Annotated in this window: 12 protein-coding genes; 2 read left to right on the top strand and 10 right to left on the bottom strand. The window is 70.8% G+C overall.

Annotated elements, in window-relative coordinates; genetic code table 11:
* Window positions 1–43: 43 nt before the first annotated feature.
* Together SJY06_RS15015 and SJY06_RS15020 are read right to left on the bottom strand one after the other, a co-directional pair.
* Entirely contained in the window at window positions 44–4,087 is a 4,044-nt protein-coding gene (locus tag SJY06_RS15015) for a hypothetical protein (protein ID WP_380168343.1), read from the bottom strand.
* A 128-nt stretch (window positions 4,088–4,215) separates the two neighbouring features.
* Window positions 4,216–5,724, bottom strand: coding sequence for a penicillin-binding transpeptidase domain-containing protein (locus SJY06_RS15020; RefSeq protein ID WP_380168344.1), 1,509 nt, complete (start codon window positions 5,722–5,724; stop codon window positions 4,216–4,218).
* Between the two features lie 120 nt (window positions 5,725–5,844).
* On the opposite strand from SJY06_RS15020, the gene SJY06_RS15025 reads away from it, so the two are divergent.
* Both SJY06_RS15025 and SJY06_RS15030 read left to right on the top strand, forming a co-directional pair.
* Window positions 5,845–6,195, top strand: coding sequence for a hypothetical protein (locus tag SJY06_RS15025; RefSeq protein WP_380168345.1), 351 nt, complete (start codon window positions 5,845–5,847; stop codon window positions 6,193–6,195).
* Entirely contained in the window at window positions 6,179–7,639 is a 1,461-nt protein-coding gene (locus SJY06_RS15030) for a LysR family transcriptional regulator (RefSeq protein ID WP_380168346.1), read from the top strand. Before SJY06_RS15025 ends, SJY06_RS15030 begins: the two co-directional genes overlap by 17 nt.
* Here SJY06_RS15030 and argJ read toward each other — a convergent pair.
* From argJ to SJY06_RS15070, 8 genes are read right to left on the bottom strand one after another with little or no spacing between them, the layout of a single operon-like run.
* On the bottom strand, window positions 7,520–8,689 hold the full coding sequence (gene argJ, locus SJY06_RS15035) for a bifunctional glutamate N-acetyltransferase/amino-acid acetyltransferase ArgJ (protein ID WP_380168347.1): 1,170 nt from the start codon (window positions 8,687–8,689) through the stop codon (window positions 7,520–7,522). The genes SJY06_RS15030 and argJ overlap by 120 nt on opposite strands.
* Window positions 8,667–9,617, bottom strand: a complete 951-nt coding sequence (locus SJY06_RS15040; RefSeq protein ID WP_380168348.1) for a GNAT family N-acetyltransferase — start codon at window positions 9,615–9,617, stop codon at window positions 8,667–8,669. Before SJY06_RS15040 ends, argJ begins: the two co-directional genes overlap by 23 nt.
* The gene (locus SJY06_RS15045; protein WP_380168349.1) at window positions 9,614–11,248 is read right to left on the bottom strand and encodes an ABC transporter substrate-binding protein; all 1,635 of its coding nucleotides are present in this window, start codon (window positions 11,246–11,248) and stop codon (window positions 9,614–9,616) included. The genes SJY06_RS15040 and SJY06_RS15045 overlap by 4 nt, the downstream gene beginning before the upstream one ends.
* Window positions 11,245–12,267 carry a peptidogalycan biosysnthesis protein gene (locus tag SJY06_RS15050; protein WP_380168350.1) on the bottom strand — a complete coding sequence of 341 codons (1,023 nt, stop codon included), beginning with the start codon at window positions 12,265–12,267 and terminating at the stop codon, window positions 11,245–11,247. The genes SJY06_RS15045 and SJY06_RS15050 overlap by 4 nt, the downstream gene beginning before the upstream one ends.
* A gap of 2 nt (window positions 12,268–12,269) precedes the next feature.
* Window positions 12,270–14,159 carry a clavaminate synthase Cs1 gene (gene cs1 / locus SJY06_RS15055; RefSeq protein WP_380168351.1) on the bottom strand — a complete coding sequence of 630 codons (1,890 nt, stop codon included), beginning with the start codon at window positions 14,157–14,159 and terminating at the stop codon, window positions 12,270–12,272.
* Between the two features lie 58 nt (window positions 14,160–14,217).
* A complete protein-coding gene (locus SJY06_RS15060) occupies window positions 14,218–15,498 on the bottom strand; it encodes an ATP-grasp domain-containing protein (RefSeq protein WP_380168352.1) in 1,281 nt (426 codons plus the stop codon).
* Complete coding sequence (locus SJY06_RS15065; protein WP_380168353.1) at window positions 15,495–16,970, bottom strand: asparagine synthase-related protein; 1,476 nt, start codon at window positions 16,968–16,970, stop codon at window positions 15,495–15,497. Before SJY06_RS15065 ends, SJY06_RS15060 begins: the two co-directional genes overlap by 4 nt.
* Entirely contained in the window at window positions 16,967–18,655 is a 1,689-nt protein-coding gene (locus tag SJY06_RS15070; protein WP_380168354.1) for a thiamine pyrophosphate-binding protein, read from the bottom strand. The genes SJY06_RS15065 and SJY06_RS15070 overlap by 4 nt, the downstream gene beginning before the upstream one ends.
* Window positions 18,656–18,685: the final 30 nt, after the last annotated feature.

Below are 18,685 nucleotides of genomic sequence, written 5' to 3' on the forward strand. Positions count from 1 at the left end.
CCTCCGGTGCCAACACGTCACGGGTGCGCGAGACCGACCGCACCTAGAGACCCATCCGCCGGAGGGTCTCGTTCATCGCGGTCGCATAGTTCCCCTGCCCGTCGACCTTGGGGTGGAACGACTGCTGAGATGGCTTGGCCCCATCACCCGATGACGGCAACGTCGGCTCGCCGCGGGTGCGGTCCCACGGCGCAACAATCCCATGCACCGTCTCAGGGTCACCGCACACGGCCTCACCGTCGAACGGGGCGCTCGGGTCGGAGAACCAGGCGTAGGTCTCACCTGCTGCCACGTTGGCCCGATCGACCGCCTGCTGCATGTGCTCGAGCAGGAGCTCGCCCATGGCGTTCAGCCATGGTGCCTCTTCCGTGCCGATGCCACCGACGCACTGCCCGTTGTTCTCGAACAGCTTCGGGTAGCCCATGAGCATCACCTTCGCGTTGGGCGCCTTCTTCCGCACCTCCGCCAGCACCGTGACGATCGAGTCCTCCACGTTCCCCTGGATGAGCGCGGGGATTTCTTCCCCCGCAGGGACCGAACTGTCCGGTAGCTGGGCGTCCTGGCACAGCTTGAGTCCAGCCAGGATGACGCACTCGGCGATCACGTCGCCAAAGCGGGAGTCGTTACCGCCGATGGAGAACGTGACGAGGGTGGTGTCCTGGTCGAGGAAGCCCTTGTCCAGCTGCGACAGCTCGCCGTACTGACCACGACCGGTCTGGCCCCAGGCGTTGGAGGGTTTGGCAGCGCCCACCGTGTGGAAGGGGAGCAGGTTCTCGGTCTGAGCGCCGGAACAGGCGATGAGGTGGTGCTCGACCTGGGAGCTCCGGGCGTCCGTCAGTGCACCGATGGCCCCGGACGTGCCGGCGATCACCCCCAGACGTGACCACGCGTGAGGCGATCGGTGACACGCGTTCTGGGCCTCTGGGTCGTTGCCGTTGTTGTCCGTCTCGGGGTAGTAGTCCACGCCGCCGTCAGCGGAGGCACCCTCCCCGGAGGAGTACGAGTCACCCATCGACACGACGATGTTCGTCGGTTTGGCCGCCAGCGGCTGGAATGCGACGGCGTCCCAGGCGATCGCTTCGTTCTCGATCGGGCTCAGGCCGTCGTCACCGTCGAACGTGTTGCTTACCAGGCGGACCTTCGGCGTCCCGTTGAACGGGAAGGAGCCCAGGGACACCCAGGTGTTCGCCATGGTCCGCTGCAGGAGCACACGGGTGCGTGTCCCGTCGCCCAGGTCGACCTCGTACCGGGCCTGCTGGGTATGCGCACCGTGATCAGGAATGTGGACGAACACACGCGCCCACTGGGTGAGCGGTCGGTTCAGCGTCCACGTGCCCGTGATGTCCATCGACCCACCGCGCAGGTCCGGCGTGCGTGTGCGGCTGTACCAGAAGTGCCCGCTGAACCCGGCCCCGAGCTGGTGGAAGTCCGTCTTGGACGGGAACTTGCCGTTGCCGTCGGCAGCGAACTGCAAGGTGAACGTCCCCTGGTTCGTGTGCGGACGTGAGCAGCCGGGCCTGACGATCGGGGCCGAATCGGGCTGGTCGTCCACGATCAGCGCACCGACGGGAAGACCGCTCAGCCCACAGTTGGGTGGGTAGGCCGTGCCGTCCTCCTGGTACGCATAGCCCGGGCTGAACCGTAGGAGCTCGTTGCCGCAGCTGTAGCTGCAGTCGGACTTCCACGTGCTCGGCGTGTGCGCCCAGCACTTCAGGTCGTAGAGGCCAGCGGAGTTCTCGTGTGCGCAGGGACCAGCCGGCTCACCGATGACCTCCGGGGAGTTCGGGGTGTACTTGGCACCGGGCACGCAGTCGTTGCTGCTGTCGCAGAACTGGCTCACGGGGGGCTTGACCGCGGCCCGGTTCGCCGGACCCGTGATCTCGTCACCGTTCCACCAGGCGGGTCTGAAGCCCGAGACGAGGGTCCCGGGTGACTCAAGGATCTCAACGGGGTGCCCCGCCCAGCCCATGACCTTCTCCGGGTAGGGCCATCGCTGCGGATTGCGCGCGTCCTCGTAGCTGAACTCCAGAAACGGCGCACGGTTGGCCGGGTACTTCGGGTTGACCGGGTTGTTCAGCCAGCCGACACCCCAGGCCCCGTTGTTGGAGGACGCCGTCGACTCCGGGTAGAAGCCGGAGTTGTAGGCCCACACGGCGTAGAACCAGTTCTCGATCTTCCGCACGTCCCCGTTGTTGATCGTGAGGCCGGCGTTGCGGGTCTGGTTCCACTTGTCCTGGAGGATCTGGAGGCCACCGGCGACGTTGGCGGTGAAGTCGAGTGCCGCCGCGCGCTGGGTGTCGTAGGGCAGAGCCGTCTCACCAGGCTTGGTACGACCCGCCATACGCATGCCATCAGTGATCTGGGTGACGCCGTAGCCGCAGTCGGCTTGGGTGAAGTCGATGTCCCAGTCGTTGGCCGAGGAGGAGTCGTAGATCTCGAGCCCGTAGTAGTTGCCGATCAGCGGGTTTCCCGTGACCCCGGGCACGACGCTACCCGGCGCCATCCACATGTTCGACTCTTGTGCGATCACGCCGAGCATCACCTGGGACGGCACGTGACCACCCCCCGACAGCGCCCGCGGCGGGAACAGCCCCTGAGCGGTGTACGCCGGCATGCCCAGGTTCTTCCAGTTGGTCGGGCGGGGAGTGGTCAGCACGCCACGAACAGCCTGGTTGACCGCCCACTCGACCTGACGCGGCTTCGGCTGCATGACCTGGTTCTGCACGTCGTTGCGCGGCACGGAGCAGTAGCGCTCCGCCTCCACGGAATTGGTCGGCGACCCGGCGGAGGCGATGCCGACGCCTGCGCTCTCGGCCTCCGCAGCGTCCCGGGAGAGGAGGGCGGGATGCGGGGCGTCGGCCTCGGCGGTGGTGCCCGAGGACGGGGTCACGACGAAGCTGGGGGTCGCACCTGTCGCCGCCACGGTGGTGCGGATCTCAACGGGTCGCAGCAGCTGGGTCGGGTCGTCAGCCGTTCCCCTCGGGGGGCGCCCTGACGCCTGGACGGACTCGATCCGCAGCGCGCCCGTCATCGACACAGCGGTCCGCGTGGTACTGCCCTCGAGGACCGTGAGCGACGCCGGCATCGGCGCGATTGCGTCGACCTCTCCGGTGAGGAAGACGGCGCCGGCCGGGGTGCGGGTGATGCCCACCCTGTCGAGCGGACCGCTGGCCAGCACCCGCGAGGGGGCTAGGCCACCGGCAAGCGCCTGAGGAGCGACCCGGTGGTAGGTCGCGGTGTCGCCACGGCGGTCCATGAAGACCAGACCGCCGTCGGCGTCCGGCGTCAGGTGGAAGGGGCCACTGGTGCCGACCGCGACGATTCGTCGGACCCCCTTCCCGTCCACGCTGACGAGCGCGTTCGCGTCAGCCGCGACGATTCGCTCGCCAACCGGCACGGCGGAGGTGAGCTCGCCAGGTACCTGCACGGGTTCAGAGACCGTCCCGGTGCTCGTGTCGATCCGAAGGACGCGGGTCTGACCGCCGTCATGACCGTCGCGGAACTGGGTGACGACGGCGTCGTCGCCGCTTCCGCAGGACGGGGAGAAGTACGCCAGCGTGCTCGTGACCGGCAGCTTCGTCACCTGCCCGTCGCTCACACGCACGACGGCCACGAAGCCGCCCCGGTCGAACAGCTCTCCGTTGTTGGTCGCCACTCGCGGCGCGTACGCCACGACGACCGAGCGACCGTCCCCCGTCATGCACGAGTTCCCGATCCAGGTGTCGGCGTCGACACCAGGCTCGGCCAGCGTGGCGAGCGTGCGCCAGGCGTACCCCTCGGCAGCGGGTGCCACCAGCAGGTGCAGGCCCTTCCCGTCCCCCGACGTAGTCCAGGCGATGTCTTGCGACGCCTGCCATCGCGGACCGAGAACCCGCTCGCGCCGGTCGTCGGGGACGACCGTCGGGCCGTCTGTGGGAACGGGTGACGGCCGCTCGGCAACCGCAGCCCCTGCGGGGTGGCCGGCCTCTCGGGGCTCCGGCTCGGGCGGTGCCGCGGCCGCACCCTGCCCCCCACCGACGAGCGTCGCCAGCAAGACGGAGGTGCACAGCATGGCGAGCGCGAGGCGTGGCCGTGGGACAGCGCGCATGTGGAGCCCTTCTGTCGGTCGGCAGGTGCCGAGACGGTCAGCGTCACGACCCGGGCAACCGTGGCGAAAGGTCCGCAACCACAGCGGCATAAGCCCGTCCTCATGCGAATACCGCGCAGCGGACCCGGTCAGGTGCCCTCGGGCACCACCCTCGTCAGAAAGTCCTCAAGCACCGGGCCGGCGGTCCTCGACCCGCCCGCACCGCGTTCGACGAATGCCGCGACGGCGAGGTCACCCTGGATCCCGATCATCCACGCGTGCGTCGCCAGGTCACCGGCGCCGTCCGGCTCCCCAAACTCTGCCGTACCGGTCTTTGCGGCCACCGGGTCTCCTGGCACGTCGGCCAGGAACGTGGCGCCGCCCTCGGTGACCACGGCCCGAAGCATGTCGAGCATCTGTCGGTGCTCGTCATCGCTCAGGGCCTGCCCGGGATCAGATGTCTTGGCGTCGTTATCCACGACCAGGACCGGCTGCACCGCGGCACCGCGCTGCAAGCTCGCTGCTACGGTAGCCATTCCGAGCGGGGTTGACAGCACGCGACCCTGCCCGATCATGGCCGCCGCGGCCTCGACGTCGCTGTCCGGCTCGGGCACGCTGCCGAGAGCGACCGGCACCCCGGCGACGGGCTCCGCCGCCAGACCAAGCGCAGCCGCCGCGTCCGACAGGCTCGAGCGCTCGAGCCTGCCCCGCTCCTGCATCAGGGCGGTGTTGCACGAGTTCGCGATCGCCGTCCGCAAGGAGACCTGGCCAAGCGCGGACGCGGGGTAGTCGTCGAAGTTCTTGAAGCGGCGCCCGTCCACGACCACCGTCTGGGGACAGTCGACCTCGCTCTCGTCGGTGAGCCCGGCACGGAGCAGGGCCAGTGCCGACACCGCCTTGAACGTCGAGCCCGGCGCGTACTGTCCAAGGGTGGCCGTGGAATAGCCCTGGCTGCCCGGCCCGCTCGCGGCAGCCAGGACGTGGCCGTCCGACGGGCGGATGGCCACGACCGCACTGGCCGGCTCGACCGCTGCGAGCACGTTCTCGGCCGCTGTCTGGTGAGCCACGCTCAGGGTCAACTGGACGGGTATCCCGTCGCGCGCGGGCACCTCGTGCAAAGCGCGGGCCTCGTCGGTGCCCGTGTCGACCGCCTCGACGACGAAGCCGGGCAACCCGGCCAACGACTCGTCGTACGCCGCCTGCACGCCGCTGAGTCCGACGAGGTCCCCGGCCCGGACACGGCCCTGTGACTCCTCGATGATCTCAGCGGTGGCCTCACCTGCCGTCCCGAGGATCGGGCGGGCGAACGACGACGAAGGGGCCAGCGGCAGCTCGTCGTCGACCCCCACGGCTCCCGTGACGGCTCCCAGCTCCGGTAGCACCGCCGCCAGCTCAGGTGCGTCGACCCGGTAGGTGATCGCCTCCACGAACGCCTGCGGTCCGGAACTCGTCACCTCGGCCACGAACCGAGCAGCATCCACGCCGAGCAGCCCGGCGAGCTGTCCGGCGGAGCGGGCCGCCTCCGCTTCGTCCGGCACGAGGCTCCGGTCGACACCGAGCCGCACGACGTCGCGCATCCGCACCAAGGGCTCGCCGCCCGCCCCGAGGACGTCCGCACGCTGGGCGTTGAGACGGACGGCCCGGATGCGCTCGTCCACGGCCAGACCGTCGACGACGACGTCGGGCGACCAGGTCCCCCGCCACGAGTCCCCCACGCGCTCCAGGGTCATCTCCGTGCGGTAGGTCCAGGGCTCCTTGTCGGGCTGGATCGTCCAGCGGTGGACCAGCTCGACCTCGCCGCTCTCGGCCCGGGCACCCACGGCCACGTCGGTGACCTCCACCTCGTGGGTCAGCGTCCCCATGCCGGCGAGGATCACGTCGAGGTCCACCTGGGCCGCCTCGCGGTCGGCGACCTCGACCATGGGTGGCAGCCGTCCGGCAGCGAGCGCAGCGGCGACCGCATCGGCGTAGGCCGTCGCGGCCTGGAACACCTCCCGCTGCTGCTCACGCCACCACCAGGCGCCGCCCGTAACGGCGGCCGCGCAGAAAGCTCCTACCAGGACCAGGGTCACGAACCGGACAGCGCGTCGTTGCGAGCGCCGTCCGTACCGAGTGCGCGAGGCCGTTGAGACAGTCACTTACTCCTCCTGTTCACAAACGTCGGATCGCGACGTACTCTACCGAAACAATCCGTACAGACGGTTTTTAGGAGGACGTGTGGAGGCGTTGTCACCCACTGAGTGCTCGCTGCTGGCGGCACTGCTGCGTCGACGCAGCATCAGGTCGGCGGCGGGGGTGGTGGAAATGTCGCCGTCGTCGGCGATGCGCCTCATCCAGCGCCTGGAGCGAAAGAACGACGTCCAGCTGGTGACCTCGGGTGCCGCCGGTCCTGCCCTGACCGCGTACGGTCGCCTTCTCCTCCGCGCCTCGGCCGAGCTGCACGAGTGCCTGCGCACCCGAACCACGATCGACCACCCGGACCACCGGCCCGTCCGCCTGGCCTCCGCGCTGGAGAGCAGGATGGACGTGGAACCCCTGGCCCTGCTTTCGCCGCCACTCGTCGTGGACGTCACGGAGACGGACAGTGCACACGCCATCGACCTGTTCGACGGCGGCGCCGCGGACGCGCTCGCCCTGTGGCAATGCTCAGGCGCCGCGTTGCCCGCGCGAGACACCATCACGACGTCGCTGTTCGAGGAGGACCTGTGGGTCGTCGGCAGGGACGTGCCCGCCAGGCCGTGCACGACGTACGAGCTCGCCGAGACCCTCGCGTGGACGACCACCTCCTCCCAGTCCGACCTCTTCCACTCGCTGCTGGGAATGCCCGCAGGGTCCGAGCGGGTCCGGGTCGTCGAGAGCCGGCAGGCGCACCGCATCCTCATTCTCGCCGGGCGCGCGAGCGGCCTCGTCCCGGCGTCGCACCTCGCCGAGTACGAGTGCCGTGGGCTCGGTCGCGCTCGTCCCGAGGGGCTGGTGCGACGAGCTGTGCTGTACACCGACCCCATGTGTCGCCAGCAGGGACGGCTCGACCAGATCCAGGCGATGTTCCGGGACCGCACCCGACGGATGCCTAGCACCGGGACGACCGGGGGCTCCTCGGTCCCGCCACCGACGGCACACGTCACCGGCCTCGAGCTGGACGACGTCGCCCTGCTGCGGGCCATCGGTCGGCACGGCAGCCTCAACCGCGCCGCGTCGGACCTCTGCCTCACCCAGCCTGCCCTCACCCGACGGCTACGCAGGCTCGAGCAGCGCGTCGGCACGGTCTTCGTCCTCCGCACCGCTACCGGGTCGAGCCTCACCCACGAGGCCGAGCAGATCGTGAAGTCCGTCGACACCGCGCTGTGCCGATTTCGCGCGGCGGTGTCGCGGCCCCGTCAGGACCCGCCCCGACCGGGCCCGGACACCGGCCCGACGACCGTCGCAGGCGCCCCTCCCGCAGCTGGGCGTGGCTTAGGTGGTGTAGTCGGAGTTGGACCGCACGTAGCCCTCGGTGAGGTCGCACCCGTACACGGTCCACGACTCCTCCCCGAGGCCGAGGTCGACCTCGAGCAGCACCTCGTCACCTCGTAGGTGCTGCTCGACAAGGGCGAGCGTGTCGCGGTCGGCGGCGCGGGGGAACACCTCGTCGCCGCCGAAGCTGATCCGCAGCCGCTCCGGCGCCAGGTCGGGCTCGTTCACGCACTTGCCCACGGCCATGACCACCCGGCCCCAGTTCGGGTCCGCACCGTGCACCATCGTCTTTACCAACGGGGAGTTGATGACGGATTTCCCCACCGTGCGCGCCTGCCCCGGGGAGCCGGCTCCCGTCACCGTGCAGGTGATCAGCGTGCCGGCGCCCTCGCCGTCGGAGGCGATGTCCCGAACCAGTCCCGTGCACACCTCCGCCAGTGCCCGCTCGAAGGCGTCGTTGTCCACCGGTCCGGCCGTGCCGCTGGCCATCACGAGGGCGGTGTCGCTGGTCGACGTGTCGGTATCCACCGACACCGAGTTGTAGGTCCGCTCGACGACCCGCCGGAACGCCGCGTCGAGGACGTGAGCCGGTACCTGGGCATCGGTCATCACGAACGAGAGCATCGTGGCCATGTCCGGCTCGATCATCCCCACGCCCTTGGCGATGCCCGTGACCTCGAAGCCTGCACCGGGCACCGAACGCACCTTGGGCCGCGTGTCGGTCGTCATGATCGCGGCAGCTGCGGCCTCGATCGAGTCGGACGGGGGCCAGGTCAGCGCGCTCAGGTGCGCCCGGATCGACGCCATCGGGTACCGCCGTCCGATCATCCCGGTCGAGCACACGACCAGCTCGTCCGGATCGGCGCCGACGACGCGGGCGACGGAGCCACGAACCTCAACTGCGTCCCGTAGGCCCTGTTCGCCGGTGGCGACATTCGCGTTCCGAGCGAGCACGACGAACCCACGAACGGCGCCGGCTCGGGCCTGTCGGCTCAGCACCACGCACGGTCCCGCGGTGCGCGAGCGCGTCGTCACGAGGGCACTGGTCGTCCCTGGCGGACCTACGACCACCGCGAGGTCGTCGCGGCCGTCGGGAAGCACCCCGGCCGCGCCGCAGTGGACGCGGAAGTCGCGCGCGACTGACACCTCAGACCTCCCACACCAGGACACGACGGTACTGCCACGGCCGGAAGCCCAGTCGCCGGTTCAGAGCTGACATGGGTCGGTTCTCCTCGTCGTTCGCGGTCCACATCCGCCTGACCCACGGCCTCTCCCGTCGCAGGGCCGCGAAGCTGAGCGACTTGAGAAGCCACCCGTGGCCCCGCCCGCGTGCCGTGGGGTCCACGACCGTCATGCCCTGCTCGACATCCAGGGGCGACGATGCCGGTAGTGAGATGCTGGTGTATCCAACGACCCGACCTCCGCCCTCGTCGACGAGGGCAGTGTGCCGGGCGGTTCGCCCCCTGACGCGACGCATGCGCTCCAGCGAACGCAGCATCTCGAGGTTCCGGTGGCCGTCCAGGGCGGACACGCCCGCCGCCATGTCGTCCGGCGCCTGCGCCTCCCACCGGACGACGGCCAGCCCAGCCGGCACGTGGGGCAGTGTGACGGCAAGGTCCTGCGCAGCGACGTGCATGACCTGGTGCACCTGTCTCGGCCTTCCCCCGTCGTGGCCACCCCATGCCGTCGCCATGGACACCAACGGCTCGGGGACGGCCACCAGCACCTCGCGCCTGCCCTCGGATGCGGCAGCGCGGCGCACGAGGTCGAGCAGGCACCGCCCGACCCCGCAGCCACGGTGTCCCGGGTCGACGACCAACGACTCCACGGTGACCGGTCCGCTCACGTCGACCGGCTCGATCACCCGGGCCCAGCCGGCCACGTGCCCGTCGCGGCGCGCCAGCAGGTCGATCGCCCGAGACCCGGGCGGGTCGACCGCGAGAGAGCCCAGGCAGTCGACGCCGCACACCGGCGGGCCGAGCGAGCCGTCCGCCGTGCGCGCGTCCGCCCGGAGGCGCACCCAGCCACCCAGCGACGGTGACCCTGTCGTCAGCACCTCGACACCGGTCTGCGCCCACCAGGTCCTGGTCGCGGTCACCGGCCCTCCTCGATCCCGAGCGCGTGCACGTCGTAGAGCCCGAACGCCGGGTGGACGTAGACGTTGGTGAGCCGAGGTCCCCGCACGTGCACCGTGCGGTCGTGGACCACGGGCAGCAGTACCGCGTGCTCCATCACACGTTCCTCCACGGCACGCCAGCAGGCCAGCGACGCGGTCGGGTCTGACGTCGCGAGCGCGTCGTCGACCAGCCCGTTCACGACGGGGTCGTCCAGCTCGGGGAGGTTCCAGTTGCCACCATCTCGTCGAATCATCCGACCGTCGACGAGCGGAGCCAGGAAGCCGTGCTCGGTCGGGTAGTCGGCACCCCAGTCGGTCACCGCGAGGCCGAACCCGCCGGCTCGCAGCGTCCCCGGGTTGCCCACGCCCTGGGAGAAGTACGTGGCGATGTCGAGGTCGACGACTTCCAGGTCGATCCCGACCCTGGCCACGGACGCCGCGAGCGATGTTGCGACCTCGTGGAACTTGCCTCGCTGGGCCGCGATTCGACCGCGGATCGGCCCCTGGTGGTGCGAGCGCGCGAGCTCGGCGCGGGAGGCGTCGAGGTCCCCGCGGAGGTCCGGGCCGCTGCCGTACCGCGCCCACGGCCGGTGGGCGGCGAACGTCGGCGGGAACAGCTGGGTCGCGACATCCCCTCCGAGCTCGGGCCCCCCGCGGGCACGCTGGAGGTCGATCCGGTCGACGGCGTGGTGCACCGCTCGGCGGACGTGGCTACAGTCGAACGGCTCGACGAACGGATGGATGGTGACGAACTGCAGGAACCCGGTCGCCGGGTTGTCCACCAGCCGCATGAGGTGGCTGCGTCGCTCAAGCACGGCCTGCGTCGACAACTGGACCCCGCGACCTTCCACGCTCAGGTCCAGTCGACCCTCGAGGACGGCCTCGTCGACCTCCGCGTGGTCCAGCCCCATCACGACGTCCAGACCGTCCAGGAAGGCCGGCCGAAGCGGGTCCCCCGCCCGCTGCCACACCGGGTTCCTGCGCACCTGCAGCTCCTCGCCCGGCCGGTGCCTCACGACGCGGTAGGGCCCTGTCCAGGCCGGCGCGTCCTGGTAGCCCGAGCCCGTGTCGCGTTCGGGCGGCACGGGCGCGAGGGCGGGCTGGGCGAGCACATGAGGGAAGTCGGCGAACGGCGCCGCCAGCGACACGGTCAGCGTGCGCGAGCCGTCCGCCCGCAGGCAGTCGAGGTGCTCACCGGTGTAGGGCCCCCCGTACCCCTGCACCCCCGGGAGCAACGAGTGGATGGTGCGGAGACCACCGGTGACGGAGGGGTCGAAGGTGCGCTCGATGGCGTGCCGCAGGTGCGAGGCGGTCACGATCGTGCCGTCGTCGTAGCGGACGCCGTCACGCAGGCGGAGGGTCCACACCCGCCCGTCGGACGTCTCGGGCGCCGCCACCAGCAGGTCCGGCACGGGGGTGCGGCTCGCAGATCCGGGCGAGCTGGGGTAGGCCATAGGAGTCCGGCTGAGCATTCGGTGCAGCAGGGCAACCCAGACGTAGTAGGTGCGCGCCGGGTCCAGGGAGTCCACCCCGGCGGCCGAACCCATGCGCGCCACCCCTCCCGGGGAGCGCGAGGACCGGTGGACCCGCCCGACGGCTGCGTCGCGCGTCATGCGGTCCACCGCACCCAGCAGGACTGGGGGTACGCCACCGCTCCACGGCTCACCTTCGCGTCCGTGCTGCCCATGCCGACGTGGATGGCCTCCACCCCGCGCTGCGCGGCCCACTCGTACGGTGAGTAGAACAGCACTTCGAAGTACAGGGGGGCTTCTCCCTTCATGTCGTAGTCGAACCCCGCCCGGTTGCCGAACCACCGCGTGCACCCGTCGACCCGCAGCTCCACCATGGCGCCGAAGCCGGCCACGACACCACCTCGTGTGGCCAGGCTGACGAGCACCTGCGGCCCGTCGGCCAACGCCTCGAGGACGGCGAGGCTGTGGGCGCGGTCGGCGTGGTGGTTGCCGTGCTTGCGCAGCAACGCGACGTCGAGCTCGGCGAGTCGCTCGACGTCGCACTCCGACAGGGGGCGCAGCTGCAGCTCGAAGCCGCTCTCGGCGACCTCGCGGCGGTCGCGCCGCACGCCGCGCCGCCGCTGCTGGCTCAGCCCGGCGAGGTACCCGTCGAAGGTCGTGCCGACCGGGAAGACGCAGTACGGATCCACGCCGGCGGGCTCGAATCCCGCTGCGGCGAGCTCGCCGGTCAGCGGGTCGTCGTCGCGGACGTGCGGGAAGAACGCACAACGACCGCCCTGGGCGGCCGCGCGGTCCGCGCACTCCAGCAGCAGGGGTGCCGCGGCGCTCGCGTCGCGGCCGGGTGCCAGCAGGATCCGGGTGTTGCCGAGGTGTCGCCCCCCGCACGTCAGCGCGGGGAGCGACACCTCGGCAGGCAGGTCCAGCAGCACGTCCGGTCGGGCCATCGTCCAGGGGCTCCCGACGTCGGTCTCGACGCTGACCATCGCCGCGACGAGGTCCTGGCCCTGCCACAGGCAGGTCAGGTGGAGCCTGTCGCCCAGCATGCGCTCCTGCACCCGCAGCCAGCTCGTTTGCTGGAAGCCGTCACCGGGACCGAGGAGGCCGTCCCAGCCGGCCCGGGCCGCCTGCTCGACGGTCAGCCGCTCGACCGTGCCACGCACCGTCAGCGGGGCACGAAGGTGACGACGTCCCCGGCCCTGGCGTCTTCGGACACCAGGTCACGGGTCCGGATGTACATGCGGTGGAGCCACCGGTCGGCACCGTCCCAGCGCGGCGTGAAGGGCGTGCGGGCGTGGGTCGTCCGGTAGTTGTCGACGATGAGGAGCTGACCCGGGCTCAGCTTCACGCTACGGGTCACCTGGTCGAGCGCGTCGGACAGCTCATGCAGAGCACGCGCGTGCGTGTCGTCCTGCGGTACGAGCAGCTCACGGTCGTACGCGAGGAACGGGTCCTCCCGGTCGCCGTAGAGGACCGTGACCTGAGCCTGCGGGCTCGGGTCCTGACCGCCGCGGAAGGCGACGTCGAGGTTGCACGGCATGGGACTTCCGAAAAGGACGTCCACCGCCTCCTGCGACATCAGCGGAAGGGCGTTGCGGATCGAGGCCACCAGCGTCGCTGCCTTGCCCTCGTGGTCAGAACGGGAGCAGGCCAGCATGACGAAGCGCGGCTGCAGCCGGTGGTAGGCCATCTCGGTGTGGAACTCCAGCAACGTCTCCGAGGTCTCCGAAGACAGGTAGTGAGCCCCTGGGGACGGGTACACGTCGTGGTACACGGTGCCCTCACGGAGCTCCTGGTAGCCGGTGGCCAGACCGAGGCGACCACCGACCAGCGCGAGCCAGGCCTCCCCGGCGATCAGCCGCCGGTCGAGCGGAGCGGGGGTGCTCGTCGGGGTCGTCGGCAGGTCGGCATCCTGCGGCAGGCCGGTCAGCAGGAGGTAGCCCTCCTGGTTGCCACGCTCTCGGAAGCCGTCGAGCTCGACCGCGAGCTGATCGGGCAGCTGCGCCGCCCGCTCGACGGCGTTCTTGAGGTAGACCGTCAGGTCCTCTCGGGGGACGGCTGGCAGCTCGTCGCGCAGCGCACGCAGCTGCGCGGCGCTCGCGGACAGGTCGACCACGGGTGGCGTTGTGAGGGACGTGCTCATGGGGGGAACCTCCTGGGATCGGGTAATGGTGGTGGTGCGGGCACGCGCGTACTGGTAGAGCAGCTCGGCACCGATCTCGGCAGCGGCGAGCGAGGTGATGCCACCGGCGTCGAACGGAGGGCTGACCTCCATGACGTCGAAGCCGACGGGATCCAGGTCGCCGACGACACGGAGCAGTCGCAGCACCTCCCGGCTGGTGAGGCCGCCCGGTGCGGGCGTCCCGGTCCCGGGGGCGAACGCCGGGTCGAGCACGTCGATGTCGACGGACACGTAGAGCGGACGACCGGCGAGCGCCTCGGCCACCTGGACGGCCAGCGCGTCGACGTCGTCGCGCCCCTCGACCTCCTCGGCCCGCACGATCCGGCCACCGCGTGCGCGGACCCAGTCGAGGGAGTCGGGCGCGGGGTTGTGCCCGCGGATGCCGACCTGAACTAGGTGCCCCGGCGCGATCACGCCCTCGTCGAGCCCCCATCGGAATGGGGTCCCGTGATGGTGCAGGCCGCCGTAGACAGGAGCGTTTGTGTCGGAGTGCGCGTCGAGGTGGAGCACGGCGAGAGGGCCGTGCCGAGCTGCTGCCGCGCGCATGGCCGGCAGCGTCAGCGAGTGGTCACCTCCCAGGAGCAGGACGGCCCCGTTGTCGGCGACGAGACGGGTCAAGGCACTCGTGGCCGTCTGCATCGCGAGCTCCATGTCGAATGGGCTGATGTCGATGTCACCGCCGTCGACCACGTCGATCAGGTCGAACACGCCGGGACCGCGGTCGATACCCACACCGTGCAGCAGGCACGACTCGTGCCGGATGGCGCGTGGCGCCAGGCGTGCACCGGGCCGGTAGCTCGTCCCGCCGTCGTACGGCGCCCCGACGATGACCGCGTCTCGCCCCACCGATCCCAGCTCGACGGGCAGGCGCATGAAGCTGGCGACCTGCGCGTAGCGCGGTGAGGAGGTCGTCTGCTCGCGGGCGTACAAGTCAGACCGCCACGAAGGTCAGCTTGGCCGCGGCACGGTCGGCGATCGCTGCCGCGGTCTCGACGTCGTCGCCGGTGGCGTAGGTGAACCCCACGCAGGAGGAGTTGTCCATCCGCGCCATGAGCTGCTCGCCCTCGTCGACGTGCAGTAGCACCTGGACGTCAGGGTCGGAGCGCGCCTCATCGACCCCCTCGACACGCTGCAGCGCGCCGGCGCTCGCGGGGTACAGCATCCTGACGGCGGCTCCCCCGGTCCAGGTGACCGGCTCGACCGCGGGCACCTCACCGAGGGCCAGGAGCCATGCATCGAGGATCGGGCTGCGACCGGTGACGTCCGTCACCAGCATGGTCATGCAGCTCGAGGGTGTGCGCGGGTTGGCCTCGATCAGCCGCCAGCCCCGGTCGGTGAGGCGGACCTCGGTGTGGCAGGGGCCGTAGTCGTACCCGATGCAGGCCAGTGCCCGGCGGACCACCCCGTACAGCTCGGCGCGCGAGTCGTCCGGCAGTGCCACCGGGAACGTGTGCCCGCACTCGATGTAGTACGGGTCACCGAACAGGTCCTTCGACGTCACCCCGTAGATGTGTGTCGTGCCGTCGAACGACATGGACTCGACGCTGACCTCCACGCCCTCGACGTACTCCTCGAGCAGCACCTCGCCCGTGCGGGGCTGGCCCCGCAGGCTGGAGGTGTAGCCCGCCAGGTCGGCGAAGGCACGGACGAGCTGGTCGGCGTAGTCGACCCGGCGCACCCCGTAGCTGATCGCCTCTGCCGGCGGCTTGGCGATGAGCGGGTAGCCGAGCGTGTCCCCCGCCTCGAGCGCCTCCTCACGGGTCGCCACCAGGGCGGACCGGAGGTTGCCCTCGTCGGGCCCGAACGCCGCGCGCAGGAGGTGCTTCTGGTTGGCCTGTCGCAGCGCGTGGGGGCTCGGGCCGGGCAGTCCGAGCTGCTGCGCGACGGTCGCCGCCACCTCCGTGTGGTAGTCCGAGAAGGTGGTGACGGCGTCGTAACGCGGGCGACCGTCCGGACCCGACACCACGGAGCGGACGGCGTCGACGTCGTTGGTGTCCACGTGCACGACCTCGTCCACCACCGACAGCGGCGCCTCGGCCCAGGAGCGTCCGTGGGTGTACCACTCCTGGTCCCGCACGAGCAGGGTGATGCGGGCACCAGCGGCCTGCGCCTGGCGGACACCGAGCACGTAGGGGTGGTGGAGCATGTGCTCGACCAGGGCGATCGAACGACCGGCGAGCGCGGAGTAGTCCGCCAGCGGCGCGGGACTCATGCGCGCACCGGCTCGGCCGCGACCACCGTGCTGGTCAGGTCGTCGAGATCGACGGCTCCCGGTGCCTCGCCGTCGACCACCACCCGGTCGTACACCGCGCGGGAGATACGGGCCTTGGTGGCCGTGACGTCGGCGGGTGAGACGCCACGCTCGAGCAGCACCTCGGACCAGTGGCTCGTGGTTCCCGAGCCCTCATGGATCCCGAGCTTCGGCCGCAGCACCGTCTGCTCAGGGAGGAGGTCGCGGAACGCCTCGCGCAGCACCCACTTGTCCCGTCCGTGCCGGCGCTTCAGGCCGGCTGCCAGCGTGACCAGGCGCCCGAGCACGGCGCGGTCCCAGTACGGGTGGCTCGTCCAGAGGCCCAGGTGGCTGCCGAGGTTCGGCGACAGCTCGTTCAGCCCGTCGAAGCTCGACATGTCCTCGACGATCAGCTCCTCGAGGGCGAGGTCCGCCCGGCCCCGGTGCATCCCCCCCAGAGGGATGTCGGCGCCGTAGCCCGTCATCACTCGGTGCCCGGCCGGGATCTCCCGGTAGAGCCGGGCGAGCGGCAGCAGGTACTCGTTGACCGATGGGTCCGCCGACTCGGTCAGGGCCACGACGATCGGCAGCTCCGCGAGCACCGAGGCCACGGTGGTCGACACCTCGGTGTGGTGTGCGCCGAGGTGCTCGGCGACGAGGGCCGCGGGCCCGAACTCGTCGGACCTGTCGGTCCCCATGGTGACGGTGGAGACAGAGCCGCGCTGGGACCGGACGGTCGCCGCGACGGCGCTCGAGTCGATGCCGCCCGACAGGACGGTCGTCATGCCGTCCCTGGCCTGCCAGGCCACGGCCTCCTCCACCACCGCGCGGACCTGCTCGGCAGCAAGGTGGGGTTCGACGAGCTCGCGGTGCGCCGGCACGACCCACGTCCGGCGGGCGCGGGCCTGACCCGGTCCCGCGAGGGACAGGCACGTGCCAGCGCGCACACGACGCACCCCGCCCAGCCCGGGCATCTCCTGGGTGCCCGGCAACGGCCGACCGCGCCCACGCAGACGAACGAGGGCCTTCGCCTCCGTGGCCACGGCGATGTGCCCGTCCCAGGTGTGCACGACGTGCAGGGGAACCGTGCCCGCATGGTCGGTGGCGACCGTCACGCTTCGGTCGGCGGAGTCGACGACGACCGCCGCGAATCGGCCGGAGAGCTGGCTGAAGGCGCACGGTCCGAGGTCGCGGAACAGGTGCAGGACGGCATCGGGGCCACCCGTGTCGGGGACCTCACCGACCAGCAGCACCGCCAGCCCGCCGTCCCTGGCCACAGCAGCCCGCGGGGAGCTACCGGCGACGGTCGCGTCGAGGTGCCATCGGGCGTCCCGGGCCAGCTGGACCGTGTCGTGCGCCGCCTGCGCACTCAGCGCGACGTCGTCGGTGTCGAGCGTGCTCACCCGGCACGCGACAGCGGCCGGGACGGACGTGCCCGTCATGGCTGCGCTCACACGTCCAGGGCACCGAAGTCACCGCCGCCGAAGTCGTAGGCGATCGGCACCTCGACCAGGTACGGACGACGCACCTCGGTGGCCTTTCGCAGTGCCTGAGCCAGCTCGGCGCGAGTTCGGGCGTGCTCGCCGTCGATGCCGTTCGCCTTGGCCAGGGCGACGAAGTCGACCGAGCCGAACCCGACAGCGGGGTCGTGCGACTTGCCGTGACCGAGGTTCTGGTAAAGCTCGATGAGGCCGTTCCTATCGTTGTTCACCACGACCATCACGAGGGGCAGGCCGAGGCGGGCGACCGTCTCGAGGTCGGCGCTGTTGGAGTGGAAGCCGCCGTCGCCGGCGATGAGGACCACAGGCTGGTCCGGTCGGGCGATCTGCGCGCCCATCGCGGCGGGGAGCCCGTAGCCGAAGCTCGAGCAGCCGGCGCTCGTGAGGAAGCCGTAGGGCTGGTCGGCCTGGGCGAAGAGCACACCGAAGTGGCGGAAGTAGCCGATGTCGCTGACGATCGTCCCCCGGCCGTCGACGACGCTGTTCACCGTGTCGATGACCTGGTGCACACGCATACCGTCCGCGTACTCCTGCGGATCGGACAGGAACTCCCTTACCCGAGCGCGCAGCGGCTCGACGTCGTGCGGGGTGTTGCGCATCTCACCAGTGTTCGCCAGGGCGTGACGCAAGAACGACCGCGCATCGACGATGACGTCGACGTCGGGGGTCAGCACCCGCGGGATCGGGTTCACGGTCGGCGACACCCGGACGACCTTCGCCGGGTCGCCGTGCTGCCACATCGACGGGCGGAGGTCCTCCGCGTAGTCGTAGCCGAGCGCGATGATGAGGTCCGCCGGCCCGAAGAGCGTGTCGAGCGCCGGGAAGTCCAGGATGCCGTCCATGTACCCGCTGACGGCCCCGTACGTCATCGGGTGGTCGTGGCGGAGGACGCCCTTGGCCACGTAGGTGGTGATGACAGGGATCTGGTGGCGCTCCACGAACTCACGCAGGAGCTCGACGGCCTCCGCGCGGATGGTCGCGGTGCCGACGACGAGCACCGGGTGCTCGGCCTCCTGCAGCAGCCGGATCGCCTCGTCGGCCTCGCGCCGCCAGTCCGGGTCCTGCAGGCCCCGGATCCCGCTGGTCACCGGGGGCTCCTTCGGCTCGTCCGACACGGCGGAGGCGAGGAGGTCCACCGGCAGGCTGAGGAAACTGGGCCCCACCGGCTCGACCATGGACGCGGACACGGCGCTGTCGACCAGGTCGGCGATGTCGTCGCCGCGTTCCAGCTGGCCGCACCACTTGGTGAGGGGAGCCATCATGCGGACCGAGTCGAGGCACTGGTGGGTCACGTTCGGGAACAGGTCGTGCGACTCCGACTGGGCCGCCATCGCGATGACCGGGCTGCGGTCCAACGCGGAGGTCGCGATCCCGGTCGACAGGTTCGTCATGCCCGGGCCCAGCGTCGCGAAGCACGCCTGCGGCCGGTTGGTGATGCGGGCCACCACGTCGGCCATGACGCCGGCCGTGAACTCGTGCCGGGTCAGGACGAACTCCAGCCCGGGCGTCTCGTCGAACAGGATGGCGGCGGCCTCGCGGCCGACGATGCCGAAGACGCGCTCGATCCCGTGCTCGTGCAGCCGGCTCAAGAGGGCCGACGCCGCGGTGGTGGCGGACTTCACAGCGACTGTCTTGTGCATCTGATCTCCTACGGGATGAGCCGGGCAGGG

Source organism: Jannaschia sp. R86511, from assembly GCF_042466345.1.
GTDB lineage: Bacteria > Actinomycetota > Actinomycetes > Actinomycetales > JBBAYJ01 > Aquipuribacter.